At 71.8% G+C, this 25,598-nt stretch carries 18 protein-coding genes; 9 read left to right on the top strand and 9 right to left on the bottom strand.

Annotated features, from left to right (window positions below):
• Positions 1-34: 34 nt before the first annotated feature.
• Positions 35-2,557 carry an RCC1 domain-containing protein gene (locus AABA78_RS26845; RefSeq protein ID WP_338267092.1) on the bottom strand — a complete coding sequence of 841 codons (2,523 nt, stop codon included), beginning with the start codon at positions 2,555-2,557 and terminating at the stop codon, positions 35-37.
• Positions 2,558-2,778: 221 nt separating this feature from the next.
• Between AABA78_RS26845 and AABA78_RS26840 the strand changes: the two genes are divergently transcribed.
• The 3 genes from AABA78_RS26840 to AABA78_RS26830 all read left to right on the top strand — a co-directional run bounded on the left by AABA78_RS26840 (position 2,779) and on the right by AABA78_RS26830 (position 6,461).
• Entirely contained in the window at positions 2,779-3,870 is a 1,092-nt protein-coding gene (locus AABA78_RS26840) for an SGNH/GDSL hydrolase family protein (protein ID WP_338267091.1), read from the top strand.
• A gap of 148 nt (positions 3,871-4,018) precedes the next feature.
• Entirely contained in the window at positions 4,019-4,846 is an 828-nt protein-coding gene (locus AABA78_RS26835; protein WP_338267090.1) for a DUF481 domain-containing protein, read from the top strand.
• A gap of 25 nt (positions 4,847-4,871) precedes the next feature.
• Complete coding sequence (locus AABA78_RS26830) at positions 4,872-6,461, top strand: AbgT family transporter (protein ID WP_338267089.1); 1,590 nt, start codon at positions 4,872-4,874, stop codon at positions 6,459-6,461.
• Between the two features lie 63 nt (positions 6,462-6,524).
• Here the strand turns inward: AABA78_RS26830 and AABA78_RS26825 are convergent, their stop codons facing one another.
• On the bottom strand, positions 6,525-7,097 hold the full coding sequence (locus AABA78_RS26825) for a hypothetical protein (protein WP_338267087.1): 573 nt from the start codon (positions 7,095-7,097) through the stop codon (positions 6,525-6,527).
• Between the two features lie 143 nt (positions 7,098-7,240).
• On the opposite strand from AABA78_RS26825, the gene AABA78_RS26820 reads away from it, so the two are divergent.
• A complete protein-coding gene (locus tag AABA78_RS26820) occupies positions 7,241-8,797 on the top strand; it encodes a leucyl aminopeptidase (RefSeq protein ID WP_338267085.1) in 1,557 nt (518 codons plus the stop codon).
• Positions 8,798-8,807: 10 nt separating this feature from the next.
• Here AABA78_RS26820 and AABA78_RS26815 read toward each other — a convergent pair whose 3' ends face one another.
• The 3 genes from AABA78_RS26815 to AABA78_RS26805 all read right to left on the bottom strand — a co-directional run bounded on the left by AABA78_RS26815 (position 8,808) and on the right by AABA78_RS26805 (position 12,581).
• A complete protein-coding gene (locus AABA78_RS26815) occupies positions 8,808-10,148 on the bottom strand; it encodes a DUF2254 family protein (RefSeq protein ID WP_338267082.1) in 1,341 nt (446 codons plus the stop codon).
• 87 nt (positions 10,149-10,235) lie between these two features.
• Entirely contained in the window at positions 10,236-12,107 is a 1,872-nt protein-coding gene (locus AABA78_RS26810; protein ID WP_338267080.1) for a bifunctional metallophosphatase/5'-nucleotidase, read from the bottom strand.
• Between the two features lie 72 nt (positions 12,108-12,179).
• Complete coding sequence (locus AABA78_RS26805; protein WP_338267078.1) at positions 12,180-12,581, bottom strand: hypothetical protein; 402 nt, start codon at positions 12,579-12,581, stop codon at positions 12,180-12,182.
• Between the two features lie 224 nt (positions 12,582-12,805).
• On the opposite strand from AABA78_RS26805, the gene AABA78_RS26800 reads away from it, so the two are divergent.
• The 4 genes from AABA78_RS26800 to AABA78_RS26785 all read left to right on the top strand — a co-directional run bounded on the left by AABA78_RS26800 (position 12,806) and on the right by AABA78_RS26785 (position 17,614).
• Positions 12,806-14,656 (top strand): glycoside hydrolase family 15 protein, encoded by a 1,851-nt coding sequence (locus AABA78_RS26800; protein WP_338267077.1) that lies wholly within the window; start codon positions 12,806-12,808, stop codon positions 14,654-14,656.
• A gap of 179 nt (positions 14,657-14,835) precedes the next feature.
• Positions 14,836-16,260, top strand: coding sequence for an RtcB family protein (locus tag AABA78_RS26795; protein ID WP_338267075.1), 1,425 nt, complete (start codon positions 14,836-14,838; stop codon positions 16,258-16,260).
• A gap of 143 nt (positions 16,261-16,403) precedes the next feature.
• Positions 16,404-17,003, top strand: coding sequence for a hypothetical protein (locus AABA78_RS26790; protein ID WP_338267073.1), 600 nt, complete (start codon positions 16,404-16,406; stop codon positions 17,001-17,003).
• A gap of 104 nt (positions 17,004-17,107) precedes the next feature.
• Positions 17,108-17,614, top strand: coding sequence for a DUF1993 domain-containing protein (locus AABA78_RS26785; RefSeq protein ID WP_171420221.1), 507 nt, complete (start codon positions 17,108-17,110; stop codon positions 17,612-17,614).
• Here the strand turns inward: AABA78_RS26785 and AABA78_RS26780 are convergent.
• Together AABA78_RS26780 and AABA78_RS26775 are read right to left on the bottom strand one after the other, a co-directional pair.
• A complete protein-coding gene (locus AABA78_RS26780) occupies positions 17,562-19,523 on the bottom strand; it encodes a 2,3-oxidosqualene cyclase (RefSeq protein WP_338267069.1) in 1,962 nt (653 codons plus the stop codon). The two genes, AABA78_RS26785 and AABA78_RS26780, sit on opposite strands and share 53 nt — an antisense overlap.
• A complete protein-coding gene (locus AABA78_RS26775; protein ID WP_338267067.1) occupies positions 19,523-20,569 on the bottom strand; it encodes a phytoene/squalene synthase family protein in 1,047 nt (348 codons plus the stop codon). The genes AABA78_RS26780 and AABA78_RS26775 overlap by 1 nt, the downstream gene beginning before the upstream one ends.
• A gap of 86 nt (positions 20,570-20,655) precedes the next feature.
• Here AABA78_RS26775 and AABA78_RS26770 point away from each other — a divergent pair, with 86 nt between their 5' ends.
• Entirely contained in the window at positions 20,656-22,065 is a 1,410-nt protein-coding gene (locus AABA78_RS26770; RefSeq protein WP_338267066.1) for an FAD-dependent monooxygenase, read from the top strand.
• Here the strand turns inward: AABA78_RS26770 and AABA78_RS26765 are convergent.
• Entirely contained in the window at positions 22,005-23,195 is a 1,191-nt protein-coding gene (locus AABA78_RS26765; protein ID WP_338267063.1) for a glycosyltransferase family 2 protein, read from the bottom strand. The genes AABA78_RS26770 and AABA78_RS26765 overlap by 61 nt on opposite strands.
• Positions 23,192-25,474, bottom strand: a complete 2,283-nt coding sequence (locus AABA78_RS26760) for an MMPL family transporter (RefSeq protein ID WP_338267061.1) — start codon at positions 25,472-25,474, stop codon at positions 23,192-23,194. The genes AABA78_RS26765 and AABA78_RS26760 overlap by 4 nt, the downstream gene beginning before the upstream one ends.
• Between the last annotated feature and the right edge of the window lie 124 nt (positions 25,475-25,598).

Genomic DNA, 25,598 nt, shown 5'->3' with positions numbered 1-25,598 from the left:
AGGCGCGGTCCCCTCTCCCAGTGCGTCCAGCGGCCTACGGCAGCGTCACCGGGACGGGGCGGGGGCTGTTGGCGGCCTCGCCATTGCCGAGCTGGCCCGCCTGGTTGCCGCCCCAGGCCCAGACGGTGCCGTCGTTGGCCACCGCGAAGGTGTGGGTGGCACCCGCCGCGAGGGCCCGGACATCGAGGACCGAGACGACCCGCCCGCGCGACTCGCCCTGGGCGTCCGCGCCCAGCCCCAGCTGTCCGGAGGCGTTCCAGCCAAACGTGACGAGCGGAGCGCCATCCAGCGCCGCCAGCGAGTGGGAATCCCCCGCGGCGATGCGCTGGATGCCCGTCAGCCCCAGGACCTGCTGCGGTGACGTGCGCTCGCGGACCGTCAGGTCGCCATGCTGCCCGTCCGAATTGGCGCCCCATGCCCAGACGGTGCCGTCCTCACGCAGGGCCAGCGAGTAGTACCGGCCCGCGGCCACGGCGATGATGCTCGTGAGTCCCGGGACCCGCGCCGCCACGTCGCGACGGAGGTGCGTCCCGTCCCCGAGCTGGCCCTGGCTGTTGTCCCCCAGGGCCCAGACGGTGCCGTCCTGACGCAGGGCCAGCGTGTGGTAGCCACCCGCCGCGATGGCGGTCACCTGCGTCAGCCCCGCCACCTGCACCGGCGTGGACTGCTTGAGGGCCGCCGCGGCCCCCAGTTGTCCACCGTCGTTGAGCCCCCAGCCCCACACCGTGCCGTCCTGACGCAGGGCCAGCGAATACCAGGAGGCAGCGGCCACGGCCGAGACACCGGTCAGCGACGCGACGGCGGTGGGCTTGGGCGTCCCGAACCCGGAGGCGCTCCCCAGCTGCCCATCGCTGTTGGCGCCCCATGCCATGACGGAGCCATCGCCGAGCGCCACCAGCGAATGAGCCGTGCCCGCGGCGACGCCCCTGGCGCCAGCGAGTCCCGGCACCTGGACCGGCGCCGGGCTGGCGCCGCGGTCGTACGCGAGCCCCAGCCGGCCCTGGGAGTTGCTCCCCCAGGCCCAGACGGTGCCATCCTTTCGCAGGGCCAGGGAATGGACCGGGCCCGCGGCCACGGTCGTCACCTCCGTCAGCCCCAGCACCCGCACGGGCGCGCCGCGGTCCACGGCGTCCGGCCTGATTGCGAGCTGCGCGAACCGGTTGTTGCCCCAACCCCGCAGGCTCCCGTCCGCGAGCACGGCCAGGACATGCTCACCGCCCGCCGCCACGGCCCTCACGCCCGCGAGCCCTGACACCTGCACCGGAGCCGCATTCTGGGTGTACGTCCCATCCCCCAGCTGGCCGTGGTCGTTGGTTCCCCAGGAACGGACGGTGCCGTCCTCCAGCAGGGCCACCGCCAGGTAGCTCCCCAATGACAAGGCGGTCACGTGGTTCACCCCGGGTATCCGGCTCGGATAGGCCCCGTTCCGCTGCGCCTCGGGGCCCAGGACGCCGAACCCGTTGACGCCCCACGACGACACGCCGCCGTCGGCGTGCAGGACGAACGACAGGCCACTGCCCGCGCTGGCGGAGACGATGTCCGTCAACCCGGGCACCAGGACCGGGACGCGGCTGCCGCCCTCCACGTTGGGCCTTCCATCCCCGAGCTCACCCGAGGCGTTGGTCCCCCACGCCCGGACGGTTCCATCCGGAAGCACGGCCAGGGCGTGACTCCAGCCCATGGCCACGGCGGTGACACGGGGCAGGCCGTGCACCTGCACGGGCGTGAGCCGGCCCTCGGCCGTCCCGTCCCCGAGCTGTCCCGCGCGGTTGTCGCCCCACGCCCAGACAGTGCCGTCCTTTCGCAGGGCCAGCGTGGAGTAGAGGCCCGCGGAGAGGGCGATGACGTCTCGCAGGCCCTGCACCTGCGCCGGCACGCTGCGCGCGGTGTACGTCCCATCCCCGAGCTGACCGAAGTTGTTGGCGCCCCAGGCCCAGACGGTGCCGTCCCTGCGCAGGGCCAGGGCGTGGAGGACGCCGGAGGCCACGGCCTGGACGTCGGTCAGCCCGGGCACCTGCCGGGGCACGGCGACGCGCTCCTCGCTGCTGGCGCCAAACGCGCCCCACTCCCAGGCCGTGCCGTCAGCACGCGCGACCACGGAGTAGGTGCCACCCGAGGCGATGGCTGGGAGAACCGGGCACGCGATGACGGACAGCGGGAAGGTCCGCGGGGTGGCGGGCGCCACGCCATTGGTGATGGTCACCGTCACCTTGACGAGCGTTCCAGCGGGCATGCACTCCGGCCCCTTCCAGCGCACGTCGCTGGACGTCGCGGTGCTCAGCGCCGGCTCGAGGACGCCCGCGCTGGCCTCCCAGGTGAAGCCCAGGGTCCGCTGCGCGTCATCCTTCGCGGCGACGTGGAACGTCACCGTCTCGTTGTCCAGCACGTTGACGGCGGACTGCGTGCTCTCGACGAGCACGGGGGATGGGGGTTGCGGCGGAGGGGCCGGGTCGGAGCCACAGCCGGTGCCCAGCACCGCCAGCATCGTCAGCAATGCCAGACGGAGACGGGGCAGGCCCGGGAGGCAGCCGAAGGAAAAGACAGTCAATCGGTTCATTCGAATCCACGTCAGGAGAACAGGGACGGCAAGCCGTCTAGCATGGACTGTTCACGGCTGGCATCTGGCGGCCCGCGCCCATCCCGGGTGTAATCCGTGACTCCGTGCCCGACCGCCCCTCCATCCCTGCCTTCGCACGCAGCCTCCGGGGCGTCTGCCTTGGCATGGGCCTGGCGCTGGCCGCGTGCAGGGCCCCCTCCCCCGCGGCGGAGAGTCCTTCCATGACCTGGGTGAGCATTCCGGCCGCGGACGCGCGCGTGCGGTACGTGGGCCGGACGTACCGCTCCGAGACAGGGGTCGTCTTCTCCCACCCGGGCGTGACGGTTCGCGCGCGCTTCTGGGGAGACGCCGTGAGGATGCGGCTGGATGACGCGGGGACGGGCGGCGACGTGGGGACCAACCACTTCGACGTCGTGGTGGACGGGGCGCCTCCGCGATTGCTCGCGGTCCAGCCCGGGCAGGGCAGCTACGTGCTCGCCAGCGGACTCCCCGTGGGACTGCACACGGTGGAGGTCTTCAAGCGCACCGAGTCCCTGGTGGGCGCCAGCACGCTCCTGTCGCTCGAGGTGCATGGCGAGCTCCGGGAGCCGCCACCCCAGCACACGGGGCTCCGGCTGGAGTTCGTCGGGGACTCCATCACCTGCGGCTACGGCACCGACGTCACCTTCGTCCCGGAGTCGTCCTCGTCGAAGGTGCCTGGCTTCACGGCGAAGCACCAGAATCCCAGACGGAGCCATGGCTGGCTCACGGCCCAACGCCTGGGCGCGGAGGCCGTGTTCGTCTGTTATTCGGGCCACGGCGTGTACCGAAACCTGGACCTGTCCACGTCCGGGCTGCTCCCAGACATCTACGAGCGCGCCGTGCCGGACCACCCCGCCGCGTGGGACTTCTCCAATGACTCGCCGGACGTGATTGTCCTCAACGCCGGCACCAACGACACGTTCGCGGGCGCTGGCACCGCCGCGTTCCTTCCGGACGAAGCGGCGTTCAAATCCGCCTACCGGACCTTCCTCGCACGGCTCCGCGCGCTGCATCCCCGCGCGCACATCGTCTGCACGCTGGGCAGCATGACGGACGGTTACAAGCGAATGGAACGGCAGGGCGTGGTGACGTCCGCGCACGTCGGCGACTGGATCTCCGACCTGGTGGCGGAGCGCCAGCGCGACGGTGACGCCCGCGTCCACCGCCACGTCATGGCCATGCAGAACCCCTTCGCCGACGGCGTCGGCGAGGACTGGCACCCCTCCGCCGCCACGCACCAGAAGATGGCGGAGTCGCTGAGCCGGTTCATCCAGGCCGTCCTCACGCGCTGACGAGCAACAGCACGAGGGTGCCCACCCCCGGCGCCCCGCCCTGGGATTGCAGTACTGGGAGTGCGTGTCGAAGGTTGCGCGGAACCCGAGGAGGCCTTCGGCGTGCTCCACGCCTGCCCGGGCAGGTTCCTCCTTCCCCAAGGCACGTATGAGTCCACTCTTCCTCCTCTTCGCGGCCCTGGCCCAGACGCCCACGCCCCCTGACGACGCGGCGGAGGCTCCCTCGCCGGCTTCAGTCGAAGCAAAGGACGAGGACGAGGACGAGGACGAGGACGAAGGGCCCTGGACCGGTACGTTCGGGCTGGGTGCCTCCTTCTTCACCGGCAACAGCCGCTCCTTCACCCTCACGGGCGATGCCCTGGCGGAGTACGAATCACCGGTGTGGGCGCTCACCCTGGAGGCGGATGGCGCCTATGGCAACGCGGCCGCCGAGGACGAGGGGGAGCGGGAGGCCACGGCCAGGAACCTGGGCGGCTGGGCGCGCGGGGACTACCGCTTCACGTCCCTGCTCAGCGCCTACACCTTCCTGGGCGCGGAGACCGACCAACTCGCGAGCCTCGAGCTGCGCACCCACGCGGAGCTGGGGCTCGGCTTCACCGTCCTGGAGCGGGACAAGGCGGCACAGGAGCTCCTCCTGCGCCTGTATCTGGGCGGGAGCTACGCGCGGGACCGCCGGTTCCAGTACTTCCCCACGCGCGAGAACCTGCCGGACGTGACGCTGTGGTCGCCCGCGGTGGGCGTGGCGTTCCGCTACGACGTCAACGAGCGGGTGCACCTGCGCGAGGACGCCCAGTTGCTCTCGGACATCTTCGACGAAGCGCGCGTCATCCTGGAATCCACCTCGAAGCTGTCCGTGGACCTGACGGACCGCTTCGCGCTCACCACGTTCTTCGAAGTGCGACACGACAGCGCCCCCGCGGCGGAGAAGGTCCGGACGGACACTTCGCTCTCGCTGGGGGCCGAGCTGGAGCTCTGAGGAATTGGAAAGGAGCAGCACTCCCATGGCCAAAGCGGCTCATTTCGACGACATCGACGTCCCCGGCGAGACGAAGAAGAAACGGAGCGCGCCGCCGAAGAAGAAGGGCATGGAGCGGGTGCTCGACACCATCGAGCGGGTGGGCAACAAGGTGCCCCACCCGGCGATCATCTTCGTCGCGCTGATCGCCATCGTGATGGTGCTCTCCCATGTCTTCTACCTGCTGGGAGCCAGCGTCACCTACGAGACCATCAACCCGGAGACCCACCAGGTCGAGCAGACGACCAGCGCCGCGAAGAGCCTGCTGACGGGCGAGGGGCTGCGCTTCATGTTCGCGGGCGTCGTCCAGCACTTCATGGACTTCAACGCGGTGGGCGTCATCATCGTCGCCATGCTGGGCGTCGGCGTCGCGGACGCGGCGGGCCTGGTGGGGGCGTTGATCCGCAAGCTGGTGGCGGTCGCGCCCGCCCGGGCCCTCACGTACATCCTGGTGTTCGTGGGCATCCTGTCGAGCATCGCCGCGGATGCGGGCTACCTGGTGCTGATTCCCCTGGCGGCGGCGGCGTACCTCACCGTGGGCAGGCATCCGCTGGCGGGGCTGGCGGCGTCCTTCGCGGGCGTCGCGGCGGTCTTCACCGTCAACATCCTGATCAAACCCCTGGATGGCATCCTGACGGAGATCACCAACGACGCCATCCACATCATGGCGCCGGACCGCTCCATCGACCTGACGGCGAACTTCTGGTTCTCCGCCGCGTCGGTGGTCATGTTGACCGTCGTCGTGTCGCTCATCAGCGACAAGCTGATTGAACCCCGGCTGGGTCCCTACGCGGGTGAGAAGCCGGCCACGACGGGCGCGAAGCTGTCCCCGGAGGAGTCGCGGGGACTGAAGTTCGCGTTCTGGGCGCTCGTGGGCGTCCTGGTGTTCTTCGGGCTGCTGGCCCTGCCCCCGGGGGCTCCGCTGCGCAACCCGGAGACGGGCGCGCTCGTGGGGGACTCGCCGTTCATGAACGGCCTCATCGTGGCCATCACCATCCTGTTCCTGGTGACGGGGGCCGCCTATGGCGTTGGCGCCGGGACGATCAAGAGCAGCGTGGACGTCATCAAGGCCATGGAGAAGGCGGTCGCCGGGCTGGGCAGCCTCATCTTCCTGCTCTTCATCATCAGCCAGTTCATCGCGCTCTTCACCTATACGAACATGGCGACGCTCGCGGCCGTGAAGGTGGGTGACGCCCTGGAGCACGCGGGCCTGGGGGCGCTTCCGCTGCTCGTCGGGTTCGTGCTGGTCGTCGCCGTCCTGGACCTCATCATGACGGGGGCCATCCCGAAGTGGGCCATCTTCGCGCCCGTGTTCGTGCCGCTGCTGATGCGGCTCAACGTGGCCCCGGAGGCCGTGCTCGCCGCCTACCGCGTGGGCGACGGCCCGTTCAATGCCATCTCACCGCTGAACGCCTACTTCGCCCTGATTGTCACCTTCGCCCAGAAGTACCAGAAGGACGCCGGCGTGGGGACGGTCGTGGCCCTGATGCTGCCGTACGTCATCGTGGTGTTCGCCGTGTGGATTGCCCTGCTGGTGGCGTGGCAGGTGCTGGGGTTGCCCTGGGGGCTCGGGTAGGCCCCTGGGCGTGGAACGCCTCGCCGTGCGGGAGGCGCTCCACCGCCGTCAGGGCCCCCGCGCTCAGCGCCGCGCGTCTCGCCGGGCCTGCGTCCGGCGGCCCCTGCCGGAGGCCTGGGCCTGACGCTTCAGCGAGGGGAAGCGCTCCTGCTTCAGGGCCCCTCCCCGCTTCTGGCGGGAGCCCCGGGGCGCGGCGGCCTTCGCGGTGCGCCCGGCGGCGCGCGTCCGCCGCGCGGGCTTGCGTCCCTTCGTGGCGGCGCGGGCCGGGGCCGCGCGCTTCACACGACGGGGGCCCGGGCTGCTCGCGGCGCGGGCCCGGACCTGTTCCTTGCGCTCGAGCGTCGCGAGCCGCTTCTCGAAGCGCTCCAGGGTGAGGGCGAAGTACTCGGCCTTCTGGAGCGTGTTGAGGTTGCCCTCGGCGCGGCGGGAGCGGGAGGGCGACTCCTTGCGAAGCGACTCCCGGCGCTGCCGCCGTGCCGCGTCCTGGTACTTCTCCATCAGGCGGCGCGTGCGCGCGATGCGTGCGCGCAGCTCCCGGGGCGTGAGCTCGGACAGGTTGCGTGGGGCGCTGGACAGGACGAGCTGGGCTTCGCGCTCGGTGAGCAATGACATCCGTTTCGACGGCAGTGTGCGCATGGACTTCCCCCTCATGGGATTGCGTGGCGGAACATCCACACCTCCCATCCGCCGGCAAACCGCTCCCGGAGGCAGGGGCGAGTGGCCTGCCGGATGTTGCACCCTCCTGATGGGATGCCCAGTTCCTCCTTCAGGAGGCTTCCATGTTGACCTCGTTTCATTCGCGCGCGCAGGCGGAGTTCCATCCCGCTCCCTCCATCGAACCCCCGGAGGAGACGAAGCTCGCCGTGTCGTCCTCCCTCCCCGCCAGCGCCGGCTGCATCGGCTCGTTCGTGGGGGAGGAGGAAGGGTTGAAGGACCCCCACTTCGACCGCGCGTTCCTGAAGGCGGCCGGCTTCGAGGGCAAGGCCGGTCAGACGCTCGTCATTCCCCGCACGGACGGCCCGCCCCTCGTCGCCGTCGGCGTGGGAGCGATGGCGCGGCTCGACCCGGGCACGCTCCGGGACGCCGGCGCCGCGTTCGCGCGGGCCGCGAGCAATCAGCCGCACCTCGCGCTCAGGGTGCCAGCCACGGGGGCCGTCCCGGCGGACGTCGCCGCGCAGGCGCTGACCGAGGGCGTCCTGCTCGCCCGCTACCGCTACCGGCCCTACAAGCAGAACTCGGAGCAGGAGCCGCGGCTCGAAGCCCTGACGCTCGTCACGGACGCGCGGAGCACCGCGGAGGTCGAACAGGGGATGTCACGCGGGGGCATCCACGCCCGCGCCACGGCGTTCGCGCGCGACCTGGCCAACGCGCCCGCCACGCTGCTGACCGCCTCCCGCCTGGCCGAGGTGGCCGAGTCCCTGGCCGAGCACTGCGGACTGACGGTCGAGGTCTTCGACGGAGAGGCGCTGGCCCGGCTCGGGTGCGGAGGGCTGCTGGGCGTCAACGCGGGCAGCGCGGAGCCGCCGCGGATGATCAAGCTGACGTACACGCCCCGGGGAAGCCGGGGGGAGGCCGTCCAGCCCCTGGGCCGCGTCTCGCTGGTGGGCAAGGGCATCATGTTCGACTCCGGCGGCCTGGGCCTGAAGCCGAACGACCTGGTCCACGCCACCATGAAGGGCGACATGTCCGGCGCGGGCGCCATCCTCGCGGCGATGACGGCGCTCAAGCCCCTGGGCTGCAAGGCGGAGGTGACGGCCTGGCTCATGTGCACCGACAACATGCCCTCGGGCACCGCCATGAAGCTGGGGGACGTGCTCACGGTCCGCGGCGGGAAGACCGTGGAGGTCATCAACACCGACGCGGAGGGCCGCCTGGTGATGTCGGACGGGCTCGTGCTGGCCACCGAGCAGCAGCCCCGGCCCGACGCCATCGTGGACATCGCCACGCTCACCGGGGCGTGCCAGCGCGCGCTCGGGGTCCTGAGCGCGGGGGTCATGGGCAATGACCAGGCCCTCGTCGAGCAGGTGAAGGACTCCGGGGAGCGGACCGGCGACACCGTGTGGCAGCTGCCGCTGGACCGGCGCCTGCGCCCCGAGCTGGAGTCGGAGGTGGCGGACATGAAGAACGTGGGCGGCGAAAACGCCGGGGCCATCACCGCGGCCCTCTTCCTGGAGGAGTTCGTGGACGGCCTGCCGTGGGCGCACATCGACATGGCGGGGACGGCGCGCGCCGAGCGCGACCACGCGTGGCGCAGCAAGGGGGCCACGGGCTACGGCACACGCCTGCTCATCGACTTCCTGGTGGGCTTCACGCCCACGCGGGAGAGCCGCCACTGAAGAGGCGCCTTCAGTCCGGGAGCCAGTCCGCGCGCCCCCGCTCCACCCGCGTGCGGCGCTCCCCCTGGAAGGTGGCCCGCACGCGCTCCGCCTGGGTGAGCAGGCGGTGGAAGCGGTCCCGCTCCGGGGAGCCCTGGACGTCCGCGAGCACGCGGGCGAAGAGGGCGTGCGCCGCGGCGCGGTCCTGCGCGTCGCGAGCGGCGAGGCCCACGGTGAGGGCGATTTGAAGCACCTCCTCCAGGACCTCCGGGTCGCCCCCCGCGTAATGCAGGGGGCCATCCACGGCCAGGAAGAGGTAGTCGCGAAGCCGCAGGGCCACGACGGAGACGCGGGCCCGGCCGTCGGGGTCCACGACGTTCCAGTCCCCCTGGGGCAGGGCCGCCAGCCGGCGCATCACCGAGCGGATCTGCTGGAGCGCCTGCCGCGCCGTGTACGCGTCGTTCGAGGACGAGGACAGGGCCCGGTTCGCGACGTCGACGAGGATGCGCAGCCCGAGCGCCGGGTCGCAGTCCGGCTCGCGCGCCGGGGTGATGACCAGCGTGTCCGCGAGGTCGCGCAGCACGTGCGCGTCCACGGGGCCTCCCGCGTCCGCCACCACCCAGCCAATGACGTCCTCCTGGTCCACGTACTCGCCCACGCTGATGCAGACGCGGGCGCGCACGCCCCACCTCCGGGCGGACCGCGTGAGGGCCTGGAGGTCCACCTCCGCGAGGTAGCCCGACGCGGCGGCCAGGAGCGAGGTGGCGTCCGCCGGCAGGCGCAGGGGCACGGTCGGGTCGAGCGTCAGCCGCTTCAGGCGGGCCTGGATGCGGCGCTCCGTGGCCGACACGATGAGATGCTGGACGAGCCCGAGGACGCGCTCCACCCGGAGGAAGCGGAACGTGCGGGCCAGGAAGACGATGAGCAGCAGGAGCGCCACCAGCACCAGGACGATGGCCCCCGAGAGGACTGGCCGGGGCCGCACGCCCGCGTCCTCGATGAGGCCCAGCTCCCGGACGGCCGCGAGGATGTAGCTGGTGGAGAGGACGAAGAAGGGGATGGCACGGCGCAGCGGCGCGTTCTTCAGGTAGATGGAGACCAGCCGCGGCGAGTACTGGTTCGCCGCGGACTGGATGACCGGCGCGTTCAGCGACAGGACGATGGTGAGCACGGTGATCTGCAGTCCGAGCAGCGCCCCCAGCGCGCCGCGCGCGTAGTCGATGTCACCGGGCCAGGCATGTCCGAACAGGGCCGGCGCGGTGTCCGCCTGCACGCGGGCGAGCGCGATGCCCAGCCCCCCGCCCAGGAGGACCAGTCCGCCCAGCAGCAGCCAGGAGGGCTGGCGGAGGAACCTGCGCAGGCGGCGGACCATGCGCGGGAAGGTAGGAACACGGGAGGCCCGGTGGGACGCGCCCTCCGGGGAGGAGGGCTGTCCTCCGGGCCACCCTGGGTCCCTACGTCACTGCACGGGCGCGCACTTCGCGGGGCCGAGCGTGGCCTTGAAGTACGGCGTGTAGAGGTCCGGCGCGAGCGTGAAGTTGCAGGTGTTCACCACGTCCGGAGACAGGCCCTGGTGCGCCTGCATGTAGCGCGCGACGTAGTCCCGCACGCCGTCCGCGGAGGACCACAACAGGCGGCCCTCCTTGAACATGCTGTACCCGCCGCCGCCACCGCCGCGGTAGTTGTTGACGGCGATGCGGAAGACCTGGTCGTCGCGCACGTCCTGGCCCTGGAAGCGCAGGTGCGTGAGGCGGGAGCCCGCGGGCTTCGTCAGGTCGTAGCCGTACTCGATGCGCGAGTAGAGGTCCCAGTTGTAGTCCGCGACGACGGGCATGGTGGCCTTCGCGTCCGCGGGCTTCGCGGGCAGGTTCGCCGCGTCCAGCTGCTTGAAGTACAGCGTGTTCATCTCCAGCGCGCGCCGGAGGATGGAGCCGTTGATCTCCATCACGTACAGCGTGTTGTCGTAGATGTAGACGCTGTAGGCGTCGCGCAGGGTGACGTCCCCCGCCGGCAGCGCGACGTCGTTGGAGAACAGGGCGGTGGCGGACAGGTCCACGGGGAAGCCGGCCTCCTCCGCGGCCTCCTCCTGCACGATGTTGAGCAGGTCCCCCAGGGGGCTGTCCACGTAGCGGCCGGGGAAGCCGCCCGTGAAGGCCGCGGTGGTGCTGCCAATCTTCTGGTTCACGTAGGCCACCGTGGTGTCGTGGTAGGCCTGGGTGAGCTGCTTGACGGTGGCGTCCTCCGCCACCGTGTCGTCCACCGCGTGGAGCAGCGAGTCGTGCGCGTCCACGCCCCAGCGCTCGCCGTTCCAGGTGACGTTGAGCTGCACGTCGGCCAGGTGGCTGCCCCAGCGGTTGGGCTGCGTGAGGAGGACCTCGCGGCCCTGCGCGTTCTTCAGCAGCATCTTCGGGATGGGCTGGTGGGTGTGGCCGGTGAGGAGCACGTCCACGTCCGCCACCTGCTGGGCAATCTGCACCGCCTCGTTCTCACCGGCGATGTTGCCCCGGTCCGTCCACTTCGTGGGGTCCGCGTAGTCCGCGAGCCACGACTCCGGGCTGCTCGCGCTGCCGGTGGGCTGCTTGTCCGGGCCGCTGTGGATGGCCACCACGACCACGTCCGCGCCGGCCTGCTTCATCTTCGGCACGTAGGTCTTCGCGGTCTCCAGCGGATCATCGAAGCGCAGCCCGGTGATGTTGTCCTTGCGCTCCCACGTCGCCACGCCCGGCGTCACCAGGCCGAGGATGCCGACCTTCACGTCGCACACCGTGGTGAGGATGTACGGGGTGAAGGCCTCGGAGCCGTCCGCGGTCTTGCGCACGTTGGCGCCCAGGAGGGGGAAGTTCGCCTCGCCCTTGAACTTGTTGAGGACGTCCTGGCCGTAGTTGAACTCGTGGTTGCCCAGGGCCATGGCGGCGTAGCCCAGTTCGTTCATGGCGGTGGCCATGGGGTGCTTGGGCGCGTTGTCCACCAGGGCGTAGTAGGTGCCCAGCGGCGAGCCCTGGATGGTGTCGCCGGTGTCGACGAGCAGCGTGCAGTCCGGGTTCTTCGCGCGCTCCTGCTTGATGAGCGTGGCCACCCTGGAGAGGCCGCGCTTCGCGTCCGGCTTCCCGGTGAAGTAGTCCCACGGGAAGATGTTGGTGTGCAGGTCGCTGGTCTGGAGCAGCGTCAGCGTGCGCGGCGAGGTGTCCACCGGGGTGGGGGTGGGGGGCGGATCGTCATTGGAATCACAGGCGGTCAGCAGCGAGCTGGCGCCCACGAGACAGAGCGTGCCGGTGCGCAGCGCGCGCGACAGGAAGGAGGAGCGGTTCAAGAGGCCTCGACCTTGAGCCATGCCGGAAGGGAATCTTCCGGAGGGGCGCGCACCCTACAGGGTCGATCTGACATTCATCCTGGAAATGATTGCTCAATCCTCGTCAGCGGTTGGATAGGCGGAGACGGCCAGGGCGATGCCCTGGTCCGCGAACCACCGGACGTCGTCGGGTGGGAAGTGGATGGAGCTGGCGAAGTGCAGCGCGCTTCCGACGAACAGGCCGAAGTCCACGACGCAGGGGACGGACAGCTGCCGCAGCTCCATGAGCAGGGGGGCCAGCACCTCCAGCTGCCGCCGGGCCGCGGCGACGGGGCCGTGCAGCGTGCCCTCCCCGTCCTCCACCAGCGTGAGGTTGAAGCCAGAGGTGGAATGTCTGCCCTGGAGCCGCTGCTCCCCTTGAAGCCAGACGGCGTTGGGGTGGCAGTCCGGGAAGCGGTCCAGGACGGACGCCACATCGAACTCCGGGGCCTGGGCCCGTAGGACAGCCACCGTCATGAGAGCGCTCCGTTCCAATCCGCCCGCGCCTGCCATGGCAGGGCAGGCCCTTGGGGCTGGGGGTTCATATCCCAGACCGGGCTGGGGCCGCTTCGTGAGCGTCCCTCCTCTGTTCAGGCGCACGGCCCGGGTGGCCCCTGCCCGCCGCCCTCCCCGCGCGATTGCATCCAGAGGACCGGCTCCTACCTTTTGCTGAACCCCCACCCCAGGCCGAGAGACACGCCATGATTTCGACAGACACGACTCCCCGGACGCGTGAAGCCCCCAGGACCGGATGGGGGAGCAGCACCCGGGCGGAGCCGGGCCTGCTCATCGAGGACCACGCGCTCCTCGGGGACCTGCACACGGCCGCGCTCGTGGCCCGGGATGGCTCCGTCGACTTTCTCTGCCTCCCGGATTTCGACTCGGACGCCTGCTTCGCGTCGCTGCTGGGAACACGCGACAACGGCCGGTGGAAGGTCGCGCCGAAGGGGGCCGTGCGCGAGGTGCGGCGCCGCTACCGGGGCAAGACCCTCATCCTGGAGACGGAGTTCGTGACGGACGAGGGCACGGTGCGCGTCGTGGACTTCATGCCCATCCGCAAGGGCAACCCCCACCTGGTGCGGTGGGTGGAGGGGCTCCAGGGCACGGTGGCGATGCGCTCCGAGCTGCGCCCCCGGTTCGCCAACGGCTCCACCATTCCCCTCATCGCGAGGAGGGACGGCGCCTCCGCCTCCGTCGCCGGCCCGGACGCGCTGTTCCTGCGAGGCGGCACCGACAAGGAGCCACCCTCCTTCGAGGCGGAGTTCACGGTCCAGGCCGGCCAGCGGATCCCCTTCGTGCTCTCCTGGGCCCGTCCGTACGACGGCGTCCCCGCCGCGCTGGACCCGGAGGCCGCCCTGCGTGAGACGGAGGCCTACTGGGAGGACTGGGCCTCGCGGCTGCACCTGCCCCCGCAGCACCAGGACGTGGTCACCCGCTCCCTGCTCACCCTCAAGGCGTGCAGCTACCAGCCGACAGGAGCGCTGGTCGCCGCGCCCACGTTCGGGCTCCCGGAGACACCGGGCGGCGAGCGCAACTGGGACTACCGGTTCTGCTGGATTCGCGACTCGGTCCTGACGCTGAGCGCCTTCATGCGCGCGGACCTCACGGACGAAACGAGTGCGTTCGGGAACTGGCTGGAGGACGCCATTGGTGGCGCCCCGGACCAGCTGCAGATCATGTACGGCATCCGGGGCGAGCGCCGCCTCACCGAGGTCAACCTGGACTGGCTGGGAGGCTACGAGGGGGCCCGGCCCGTGCGCATCGGCAACGGGGCCTACACGCAGTTCCAGCTGGACGTGCTCGGCGAGTTCGCCGCGGTCCTCTACATCCATTCGCAACAGGCGGGCAGGCTGACGGAGCGCGGACAGCAGGCGCTCAAGAGGCTCGCGATCCGCGTGTCGAAGGTCTGGACGGAGCCGGACCACGGCATCTGGGAGATGCGCGGCCCGAAGCACGCGTTCACCGCCTCCAAGGTGTCGGCGTGGATCGTCATCGAGTGCTGGGTGCGGGCCATCGAGCAGTACGGCCTGAAGGAGGACAAGGCCCCGTGGGTGAAGCTGCGGCAGACCATCCACGACGAGGTGTGCAGCAAGGGCTACGACGCCCAGCGGGGGACCTTCACGCAGTACTACGGCTCCAAGGGCGTGGACGCGAGCCTGCTCATCATCGCGCTCAGCGGGTTCCTCCCGCCGGAGGATCCCCGCATCGCCGGAACGGTGAAGGCCATCGAGGAGGAGCTGATGCCGGAGGGGCTGGTGCTGCGGTACCGGACGGAGGAGAGCGTCGATGGCCTCTCCGGCGAGGAGGGCGCCTTCCTCGCCTGCTCCTTCTGGCTCGCGAACACCTACCAGTTGCTGGGGCGCACCGAGGACGCGCGCAAGCTCTTCACCAAATTGGTGGGGCTCTGCAACGACGTGGGGCTGCTCGCCGAGGAGTACCTGCCCGGGCAACGCCGGATGATTGGCAACTTCCCCCAGGCGTTCAGCCACCTGGCGCTCGTGAACAGCGCCTACTTCCTGGACGAAGGAAGCAGGGCGACGATGTATTCGTAGACGTGTCGCTTGCGTGGCGCCCCTTCCCGCCGCCTGGCTTTGTCAGGCAGCGCGGGCCGGGGCGTCCCTGCGGGCGCGGACGCTCCGACGTCCCGACCGCGGCTGCTGACCCGAGGTCTCGAATCCATCGCTCACGTCCCCCGGGCCGAGGTCCGCCCGGGTCAGATTCCGAGAAGGTCATGCAGCCGAAACTCAACCGGCTCCTGCGGGCACTTGCCCGCGAGGGGCTCGATGTTGCTTACGACGGTCGTGTCTACACGGTCCGCCTCCAGGCGGATCCCCATGCGCCCCCCGCGGAGGTCCTGCTCCCGCCGGACCTGCCCGTGGAGGGCAAGGCGCTTCAACAGCTCGCGGCGCTCGCCGCGCTCCATCATCCGACGGGCGGGCGCGTGAAGCAGGTGCGCGCGACGCCGGACTTCCATCCGGGTGACTCCGGGGTGGCCATCGGGTCGGTGGTCCACACGGAGGGACTGGTGGTGCCCGGTGCCGTGGGCACGGACATCAACTGCGGCATGCGCCTGCACGTCGCGGACATCCCCGTGGACGCCTTCCTCGCCCGCCGCGACGCCTTCGTCGAGCGGATGAAGGGGCACTGCTTCTTCGGCACCCGCGACGTCGCCCAGGGCTCGCGCGCGCTGGAGGCGCTCCTGCGCGACGGCCTGCCCGGCTGGCTCCAGGAGACGGCGGCGCAGCCGCTGGGCATGTCCGCCCGTGCGGAGCTGGACCAGCTGGACCGCGAATCCGCGCGCGTCCACCTGGGCGGTGCGCTGGAAGGCGACCCGGCCTGGGCGCCCACCGGGCTGCGGCGCGAGGGCGTGGTGCGAGACCCCGGGCTGGCCACCATTGGCGGAGGCAACCACTTCGTCGAGGTGCAGCGCGTGGAGGCCGTGGTGGACCGCGCGCGCGCGTGGGCCTGGGGGGTGCGTGAGGGGCAGCTCGCGTTCATGGTGCACTCCGGCTCGCGGGACATGGGCAAGCACGTGGGGCGCACGTGGCAGGAGCGGGCGCGGGCCGCGTGGCCCACGGGGGCTCCGCATCCGGCGAGCGGCATCTTCCCGCTCGCGGACCCGGCGATGGTGCGCGAGTACCTGCGGGCCGAGGCCACCGCGGCCAACTACGCCTTCCTCAACCGGCTGCTGCTCGCGGAGCTGGTGCGGCAGACGCTGCGGGAGCTGTTCGGGGACGTGGAGGCGCCGCTCGTCTACGACGTGCCCCACAACATCACCCTGCCCTGGGAAGGCGGCTGGCTGGCGCGCAAGGGGGCCTGCCCGGCCGAGGAGGACCAGCCGGTCATCATCCCCGGCTCCATGGGGGCGACGTCCTACCTGATGCGGGGCCTGGGCAACGCGAAGGCCCTGGCGTCGGCCTCGCACGGGGCGGGCCGGGCGCACTCGCGCTTCTCCATGTCGCGGGGTGGCGCGAAGCACCGCGAGGACGACCTGGGGCTGACGGGGGTGGACTGCATCGCGCTGCGGGCCGAGCGCCGCATCGAGGAGGCCCCCGCCGCCTACAAGCCCATCGGCCCGGTCATCGCCTCGCAGGTGGACGCAGACATCGTCCGGGAGGTGGCCCGGCTCAAGCCGCTGATGACGTTCAAGGCCTGAGAGGCATTCCCGCCATGGCCAGCTCACCCCCGCCGCGGGCCGCTTCATCCCACGCTGAGAGGCATTGGCGGCAGAGGCATGTTGGCTGTCCATGAAGCCCGGTACTCCTGGGCGCGTCTTCCACCCGCGTCCAGGAGTCACCCATGTTGAATCGCTTCGTGTCCTACGTCGTGCCGGCGGCCGCGCTGTTGCTGGGGGCCTGCGGCGGCCCTGAGACCCTCGAGTCGTCGGAGGTCCCGGCGGAGCCGTCCGTGGCCACCACGGAGCAGGGCCTGTCCAGCATCACCATCAACGACTTCCCCCTGGCCTTCTACGTCCCGCCGAAGACTCCGGGAGGTGACGCGGACTTCGCCGGTCACGGCCCGCTGATGAGCCTCAACTTCGAGTTCGAGGTGCGCAACTTCAACGAGCTGTGGGTCGGCATGTTCATCTGGGGAGACGAAACGGGCGGACGAGACACCCATGTCTTCGGGGGGCAGTGGTACCACATCGCCACCACGGCGACTGCCATCCAGAGCGTCTCGCCGACCTTCGTGCCCATCGCGGACTACTGGAAGGGCGCCGAGTTCACCTGGTCGTATACGGACACGGGGCACTCGCTGGACGCCTGGTCCTTCCCGCAGGTCCTCGGGAACACGCGCATGGTGCAGAACATCACCTGCGTGGGTGACACGTCGGGCGACGAGGCGGGGACGAAGACGGGCTGCTCGGCCGTGCTGCACGACCTGACCATCACCTTCTGATGCCACGCGTGACCGCGGCATGACGCGGAGCGTCCGGGATGAGGGACCGGACGCCCCGCGGATTGGCTCGCGCGGCAATGGCTGCCCCGTTAGCTTGCGCGCCCATGTACTTCGAGACCTTTTCGCAGATGAAGAAGCAGCTCGGGCAGCTCGACAAGTGGCTGGAGGCGGCCGCGGGCTACGCCAAGGCGAAGTCCTTCGACCCGAACGTGTACCTGAGCTCCCGACTGGCGCCGGACCAGTTTCCGTTCGTCAAGCAGGTGCAGATCGCCTGTGACGCCGCGAAGCTGGGGGCCTCGAGGTTGACGGGCAAGGCCGCGCCGTCGAACCCGGACACGGAGCAGACGCTGGAGGAGCTGCGTGCCCGCGTCCAGTCGACCATCGCCTACCTGGACACGTTCACCGGGAAGGACTTCGAGGGCGCGGCCAGCCGCGTCATCACCAATCCCCGGTGGGAGGGCAAGGTGATGAGCGGCGCGGACAACTTCCAGGAGCACATCATCCCGAACTTCTACTTCCACCTCACCCACGCGTACGCGCTCCTCCGGCACAACGGCGTCAACCTGGGCAAGATGGACTACCTGGGGACGCTGAGCCTCCGCGCGCCGTGAGGCCGTCGCCTGCCGCCTCCATGAGCGACAGCGCCCACAGCGGGAAGATGCGCAGGTAGGCGTCGTAGTGGATGGCGCAGGTGCGGTTGAACACGCCGGCCAGGGGCTCCTGGGGCCACTGGCCGCGCGGCCCCTGCCTCGCACGGAGCCACGCCGCGCCCCGGCGCGCGGCGTCGCTGTCCGCGCCGCCCGCGGTCACCAGGGACAGCACGGCCCAGGACGTCGTCACCGCGTGGCCGGTGCGCCCCTCCACCCAGCGGCGCTCACGGCAGCCCTGGACGGTTTCACTCCACGCGCCGTCCTCGCGCTGGTGGGCCTCCAGGAACGCGACCGCCCGGCGCAGCGCGGGGTCCGAGGCCTTCGCGCCCGCGGCCACCAGACCGGTGACGCCGAACCACGTGCCATAGCTGAAGCACACGCCCCAGGCCCCCTCCCAGCTTCCGTCCGGACGCTGCTGGCGGCGCAGGAAGTCCGCGCCCCGCGCGATGGCCCGGTCCACCGGCGCCTGCGGATGCGCCTTGCGCCACGCGGCCAGCGCCTGCACGCAGGCCGACGTGCACTCCACGTAGCTGGGGTCCACCATGATGCCGGCGAACACGTCCGAGGGGTTGAGCCGCTCCAGCCAGCGCGGTCCCCGCTGGCGCTCGTAGGTGGCCCAGCCGCCGTCCCGGTTCTGCAAGGACAGGATGAACGCCACGGCCTGCTCCAGGCGCTCCCGCGGCACGCGGTTGAGCCCCAGCGGCTCCAACAACAGACAGGCCTTCAGCGCCTCCGCCGTGCAATCGCTGATGGGCCAGCCGTGCGCGCGCGTGCTGAAGGGCCAACCTCCCCGGCTCGGGTGCCGGTGGTGGCGCGCGGCGTCCGGTGAATCCTCCAGCACCTGCTGCGCTTCCAGGAAGCGGCCCGCGCGCTCCAGCGTGTCCCGCGCTCCGGCCGTCGCGCCGGACGCCACCAGCGCCTGCACCGCGAAGGCGGTGTCCCAGAGCTGCGAGGAGTTGTAGCCGTTGAACGTGATGCCCTCCCCCGTCGGCTGGAGGTAGTCCGGCAGGCGCTCCAGGTGGGCACGCACCTCCGGGCCGTCTGGCCGCAGCACGTGCCACACCACCATGTTGAAGACCTTGTTGATGGGCCCGATGCAGACGAAGTGCGTCGCCTCGTCCTCCCCGCGAATCAACGCCAGGGCTTCCTCCAGCGCGCGGGCCCGCAGCCGCTTCGAGTGGAAGCGCTCGTACAGGCCCAGCACCCGGTGCACCGCGCGCAGCAACAGGCCATGGGGGGTGTAGGCATCCGTCCCGGCCACCCGGCCGCGCGCCGCCTTCCAATCCACGTCCGCGTAGGGCTGGGGATACAGCTCGCGCCGCAGCTCGGCCAGCAGCGGCGTCTCCCTGGCGCGGGCGCGGCGGCCGTAGAGCCAGCCCATGGGCAGGTACACCATGCGGCAGTGGCACCAGAGCCGGGACGGATGGAACGGCATCGCTCGCGGCAACAGCCAGAGCTCAGGAGGCACGGGCGCCAGGCCGGCGTAGTCGTAGAGCCCCAGCAGTGCGAGGACGAACTTCCCCCAGGACGCGCTGCCCAGCGGGCCCCCGCGCGGAAGGAACCACGCTCGCGCGCGGAGGAGGCCCGGGTCGTCCGCGCCGACGCCCAGCAACCGCTGTGCGACGTAGGTGAGCACCGTCGTGAAGACGAGGCTGGGCGACTCCACGTCCAGCCCCCAGCCGCCGTCCGCGTTCTGGTGGGCGCGCATGGACGCGACGAGCCCGTCCCGGAGGCGCGCGTCCGGCGAGCGGCCCATCACGTACAGCCCGGCCACGTACACCGGGGCCAGGAAGAGCGGGCCGCTGTAGTCACCCGTCCAGGAGCCATCCGCCTCCTGCGTCCGCGCCAGCACGTCGCGCGCCTGTCGCATCAGGGCCGGGCCTCCAGGCCGTCCCGGGGCACTCGCGCGCACCGGGCGTAGAGCGCCCGCAGCGCTTCATCCGAGTCCACCCGCTCCTGGGTGAGCCGCATCAGCGCCTCCACCGTCTCCCGGCGGATCTTCACGGGCACGGGTTCGAGCACCGCAGGGTTGCCCTCCACCGCGTCCAGCGTCGCGACCGCGAAGAAGAGCGGGTAGAGGCAGAACAGCCGCAGGCCGGGCTCCTCGCGGGGAAGGGCCAGGGAGTATTCGAGCGCGACCGCGAGCTCCCGGCGCGTCACCTCCACCAATTCGTCCATCAGCGCCACCGCATGCGAGCGCAAGGACGGCAGGGCCAGCGTGGCGGGCGTGAGGCCATGCGCGGCCATGCGGTCCCTGGGCAGCCAGCAGCTTCCCCGGTCCAGGTCCTCGCGCACGTCCTTCAGGATGTTGGTGAGTTGCAGGGCCCGGCCAAAGGCAGGCGCCCGCGGCGTGAGGCTTTCCTGGCGCCAGGCGACCCGGGGTGAGCTGGCGATGAAGAGCCCGGTCAGCATCTCGCCCACGACGCCGGCCACGTAATAGCAATACATGAACGTCGCCTGGAGGTCGGGCAGCCCCATGACCTGCCCGCTCCCGCCGTGCAGCCGCTGCATCTGGTTCATCCCTCCGGTCATGGTGCGCACGCACCGGGCGATGGGCGGGTGCACCCAGGAGGGGAGCGAGGCCAGGGTCTCCAGCACCCGCGGGGTCTCCAGCACCAGCTCGGCCTCCTCGGCGGGCGCCTCGTCCCGCAGGGCGAGCCGCGCCCTTCGCGCGAAGGAACGGGCCTGGGCTTCCCAGCCTGGCGCCAACGCCACCAGGGTGCCCAGCTCTTCGAGCAGCGCGGTCCGGGAGGGGCCGGGGGCCTCGTCCTCCAGCGTGTCCGCGATGCGGCACAGCAGGTAGGCCACCGTGACCGCGAGGTCCAGGGGCTCCGGCAACAGCGGGATGTTGAGCGCGAACGTCCGGGAAACCCGGGGCAGCTGCGTGCGACAGAATGACGCTCCCTGCTCCTTCATGCCTGCCTCCTCTGCGTGCGGTACCGCGCATCAATGGCTAAGTCGTCAATGGCAGACATGGTGTCTGGGGACCGAGCGGAGGCCACGTGGAGGACGCCGAGGTGGTGATAGCCGGAGGTGGGCCCGCGGGCTGCGCGGTGGCGGCGGCGCTCGCCGAGCTGGGGTTGTCCGTCCTCTTGCTCGACGCGGGCGTGGACCGGCACAAACAGCTCGCGGGCGAGCTGCTCCACCCCGCCGGCATCCGGGACCTGCGCGCGCTGGGCTTCGGGGACGTCGTGGACGGCTGGGAGGCCCAGCCCGTGCGGGGCTTCGCGGTGCGCTTCCATGCCCCTGCCCGCACCCTCGTCCTGCCCTACGGCCAGGGTGTCACCGGGCTGTCGCTCGAGCACGCCACCCTCACCGAGCCCCTGCTGGAGTCGGTGTCGCGGCGGCGCGGCGTCACCGCGCGCGCCCGGGCCCGCGTGACGGCCGTGGAGCACAACGACGGGCGCGGCGTGCGCCTGCGCTACACCCACGCGGGCACCGAGCACACCGTGCGCGCCCGGCTGCTGGTGGCCGCGGACGGGCGCGCGTCGCCCGTGCGGCGGATGCTGGGCATCGCCGAGCACCACACCCGGCTCTCCACCATGCTGGGCGTGACCGTGGACAGCGCCTGCCTGACCCACCCCGACCACGGCCACCAGTTCGTGGGAGGCGCCGTGCATGCGCTGGCCTACGCCATCCAGCCGGGCCTGGCGCGCGTGATGGTGGACCTGCCCCTGGGCAGCACCGTCCAGACGCTGCGGGACAGGCCGGAGCTGCTGCTCGCCCTGCCCTCCAGTCTGAGGCACGCCGTCTGGCGGGCGCTGGAGCAGCGGCCCGCCGTGCGCATGGCGTCCAACGACGACTGGCTGGCGGAGACCGTCTGCATGGGCAGCGCCGTGCTCGTCGGCGACGCCGCCGCGTGCTGCCATCCGCTCACCGCGAGCGGCATGGCGTCCGCCTTCCACGATGCCCGCGCCCTCCAGGAGTCGCTGCACCGCCACCCGGGCCCCATCCCCCGCGCGCTGGAGCACTACGCGCACGCGCGGCGGCCGGCCCAGCGCACGCGCGTCGCGCTGGCCTCCGCGCTCTACAGCGCCTTCGCCGGACAGGACGAGGGCATGCGGGCCTTGCGCATGGGCCTGTTGCACTACTGGGAGCACAGCCCTCGCGGCGCGCGGGCCTCCATGGCGCTGCTCTCCTCCGAGGAGCCCCGCATGCGGGTGATGGCCCGCGAGTACCTGCGCGTCGTCGCGCATGCCTTCGCCGCGATGCTCTCGCCCGGCGGCCCCGGGGGCAGCCTCCGGTCCGCCGCGCCGCTGTTGCGCTCGGCCGGGCCGCCCTTGCGAGGCACGGTGGCGAGCGCGGTGGAACAGGTGGGGAGCTGGCTGCATCGTCGCGTCCGCCGTCCCGTCTACACGCTGGCCCGGGCCGGCTGGGCTTCACCCAGGCGCGCCTTCGCATCCAACCGGTAGCCCCGGCCGCGCCAGTCCACCTGGCGCGACAGCCGCGCGGACAGCGCCACACCGGCCCCCAGCAGCGGAAGGACGGCCGGGACCCAGTAGTGCCGGGGCGCCACGTCCGGCCCGTGGCAGGCCCGCTGGAGCCGCAGCTGGCTCCACACGGAGAAGCCGATGGGCAGCGCCGCCAGGGCGGCGGCCCCCCAGGCCCTGCGCGCCACCGCCGCCGCCAGGCCGCCCCACGACAGCCAGCTCACCGCGCCGCGCACCCAGTGCGGCCGCGCGAAGTCCCCGGGCAGCCCCGCCTCCGAGAAGAGGATCCACCGCCGGAAGATGCGCAGGAAGGCGCCCAGCTCCAGGTGGCCCGTGACGACGCGCAGGGGCGCGTGGACGACGCGGTTCTTCCACCCGGACTCGTGCAGCCTGCGCCCCAGGTACATGTCATCCACGAACTGCCCGGCGGCGCAGCCCACGCCCCCGATGGCCGCGAGCGCTTCCCGACGGAAGACCATCAGCTGCCCCATGATGAAGGGCAGCGCGCCATCCGGCGCCGCGGTGCGGGCGACCGCCGCGCCGTACCACGCGTTCACCAGCAGCCCGTAGCCCACGTCTCCCGCCAGGGGCGCATCCGCCGCCGCGTAGATGGGCGCGAACGTGGCGCCCGTCCGGCCGTCCTCCAGCAGTGCGCCCACCAGCGCCGTGAGCACGCCGGGCGTGGGCCGCGTGTCCGAATCACTGAACGCCAGCAGGTCGCACCGGGAGCGGGCCACGCCCACCTGCATCGCGTTGAGCTTGCCGGTCATCCCTCGCGGAGGCTCGCCCGCGACCACCAGCTCCACCCGCTTCGCGCGCGTGGGGTGCGCGGCCACCTCCTCGCGGGTGGGGAGGAACGCCGGGTCGTCCTCGCTGTCGAAGACGAAGAGCACCTCCCACTCGCCGGGATAGTCCAGGTCCAGCAGCGCGCGCACGTTCGCCCGCGCGTCTATGTCCAGACCCCGGATGGGCCGGATGACCGTCACCGAGGGCGGCTCGAAGCGCCTCGCGGGCGGCGCCGGACGCCGTCGCAGGCCGGCCATCAGCTCCAGGTGGCCGTGCACGAGCACGCCCAGCGCCGCCGCCGTGCATCCCAGGTCGCGCGCGTTCATGGCCGCACCTCCGTGCCCCGCGTCCCTTGCGCCCGCGCGTTCGAGCGCCTCCAGTGGCCCGGCCCCCACCAGTTGAAGTCCCCCATCAGGCGCATCATCGCGGGGACGATGAGCACCCGGACCAGCGTCGCATCCAGCGCGACCGCGATGGCCATGCCCAGCCCCATCGCCTTCACCACCACCACCGAGGCCAGCGTGAAGGCCGCGAACACGGCCACCATGATGGCCGCCGCGCTGGTGATGAGGCCGCCGGTCCGCTCCAGTCCCTCGGCCACCGCGTGGGTGTTGTCGCCCGTGCGCAGCCACTCCTCGCGGATACGGCTGAGCAGCAGCACCTCGTAGTCCATGGACAGGCCGAACAGCGCGCAGAACAGCAGGATGGGCAGCGACGGTTCGATGGGCCCGGGTTCGAAGCGCAGCAGCCGGTGCAGGTGTCCCTCCTGGAAGATGAACACCAGGGCCCCGAACGAACCGCACAGCGACAGCAGGTTCATCAGGAGCGCCTTCAAGGGCAGCACCACGGAGCGCAGGAGCACGAAGAGGACGATGCACGTCATCCCCATCACGAACCCCACGGCCGCGGGCGTGTGCTGCTTCACGAAGGCCGCCGCGTCCACGTCCCCCGCGGTCTGTCCTCCCACCTGCCACCGGCCGTCGCCCACCGCGCGGTCCTCGCGCAGCGCGCGGACCAGGTTCCGGGCCTCGACGCTGCTGGGCGCCGAGGACGTCAGCACCTGCATCACCGCCACGTTGCCGGTGACGTACGCGGCCCGCGCGGCCTGGAGCTCCGGCGGAAGGAACTGGGGCGGCGCCGCGGCCATCCGTTGCACGGTCGCCCGGTCCATGCCGGGGACCAGGGTCACCGCGCTCTCCACGCCCAGCACCCCGGGCAGCGCCGAGATCCGCCGGCTGGCGTCGTGAAGCGCGCCCGCGCGCTCCGGCGTGAGGGGGTTGCCGCCAGGGAACTCCACGGCCACCAGCACCCGGGTGGCGGCCTCGCGGGGGAACAGGCGGGCCAGGGTCTCCGCGCCCCGGCGGGCTTCGGTGCCCTCGGGCAGCGCCGTGATGTCCGTGGCCGCCAGTTGCAGCCGCCGGAACGGCAGCCCCATGGCCAGCAGCAACGCCAGCGTCGGCAGCAGCACCCACCAGGGATGCCGCATCACCCAGGTGGCCAGCGCGTGCCAGCCGCCGCCGCGTCCCTCCATGCGCGCGAAGGGCAGCCGCCCCCGGTCCACGCGCGGCCCCAGCCAGGCCAGGAGCGCGGGCAGCACGGTGAGCGCGAAGAGGACCGCGAAGGCCACCACCAGGGCGCCCCCCAGCCCCATGGCGCTCAGGTACGAGCCGCGGAAGAAGAGCAGGCCCCCCAGGCCCACCGTGACGGCCAGCCCGGAGAACGCCACCGCCCGCCCGGCGGTGTCCAGGGTGCGCGTCAGCGCCTGCTCCGTCGTCGACCCCAGGGCAAGCTCCGCGCGGAAGCGGCTCACGATGAAGAGCGAGTAGTCGATGGCCACGCCCAGCCCGATGAGCGACACCACGTTGAGCGTGTACTGGGCCATGTTCGTGACGTGCGACAGGAGCAGCACGCCCGCCACGCCGCACAGCACCGCCAGCCCGCCCACCACCAGGGGCAGCATGGCCGCCACCACCGTCCGGAACACCCACAGCAACACGAGCAGCGCCAGCGGGAACGAGAGCAACTCCGCGCGCAAGAGGTCATGCGCCAGCAATTCGTTGAGCGCGGCCAGGAAGGCCACCTTGCCGGTGAGCGTCGTCTGGAGGCCCGAGCCGTCCAGCGCCGCGCGCACGGTGGGGAACGCGGCGGTGGCCTCGCGCTCGCCGCCCTTGAGCCGCACCAGCGCCAGCAGATCGTGGCCTGTCGGCGCCACGAAGCGGGCCCGGAAGGCCTCGGGCGCCCCGATGGGCGACACCACCGACGCGACCTCCGGCAGCCGCTGCACGCGCGCCAGCGCGGACGTCACCGCCTGGGCGAAGCGCGGCGCATCGGTCGTCCATTCATCGTGGTGGAAGATGACCGCCAGGGTCTGGTCGTTCGACCCCGCGGCGGCGCCCCGAGCGAGCGCCTCGGCCCGCGCGGCTTCGATGCCCTCGATGGTCCCGGTGGTGAGGTCTCCGCCCCGGAGCAGCGCCCACACCGCCGCGCCGAGCAGCAGGAGCGCGCCCACCAGCACCCGGCCCCGGTGCCGGAACACGCCCACCGCCAGCCGGGCGAACAGCGACGGCGCGCCCCCCGCTGGTGAGTCCTCCCCCTGTCCCGACATGCCCGCCCTCCGTTCGCTCGCCCCGCCGCGCACCACGGAACTGGTGACGGGCGGAGCGCTTGGACAGGGGCTTCATCCCTGGGGGCAATGCAGGAGTGGACGGCGAGGCCCGCGCCTGCCCCTC

The organism is Corallococcus caeni (assembly GCF_036245865.1).
Lineage (GTDB): Bacteria > Myxococcota > Myxococcia > Myxococcales > Myxococcaceae > Corallococcus > Corallococcus caeni.
The sequence above is the reverse complement of the archived record's forward strand: the minus strand, read 5'-3'. Positions and strand labels throughout refer to the sequence as shown.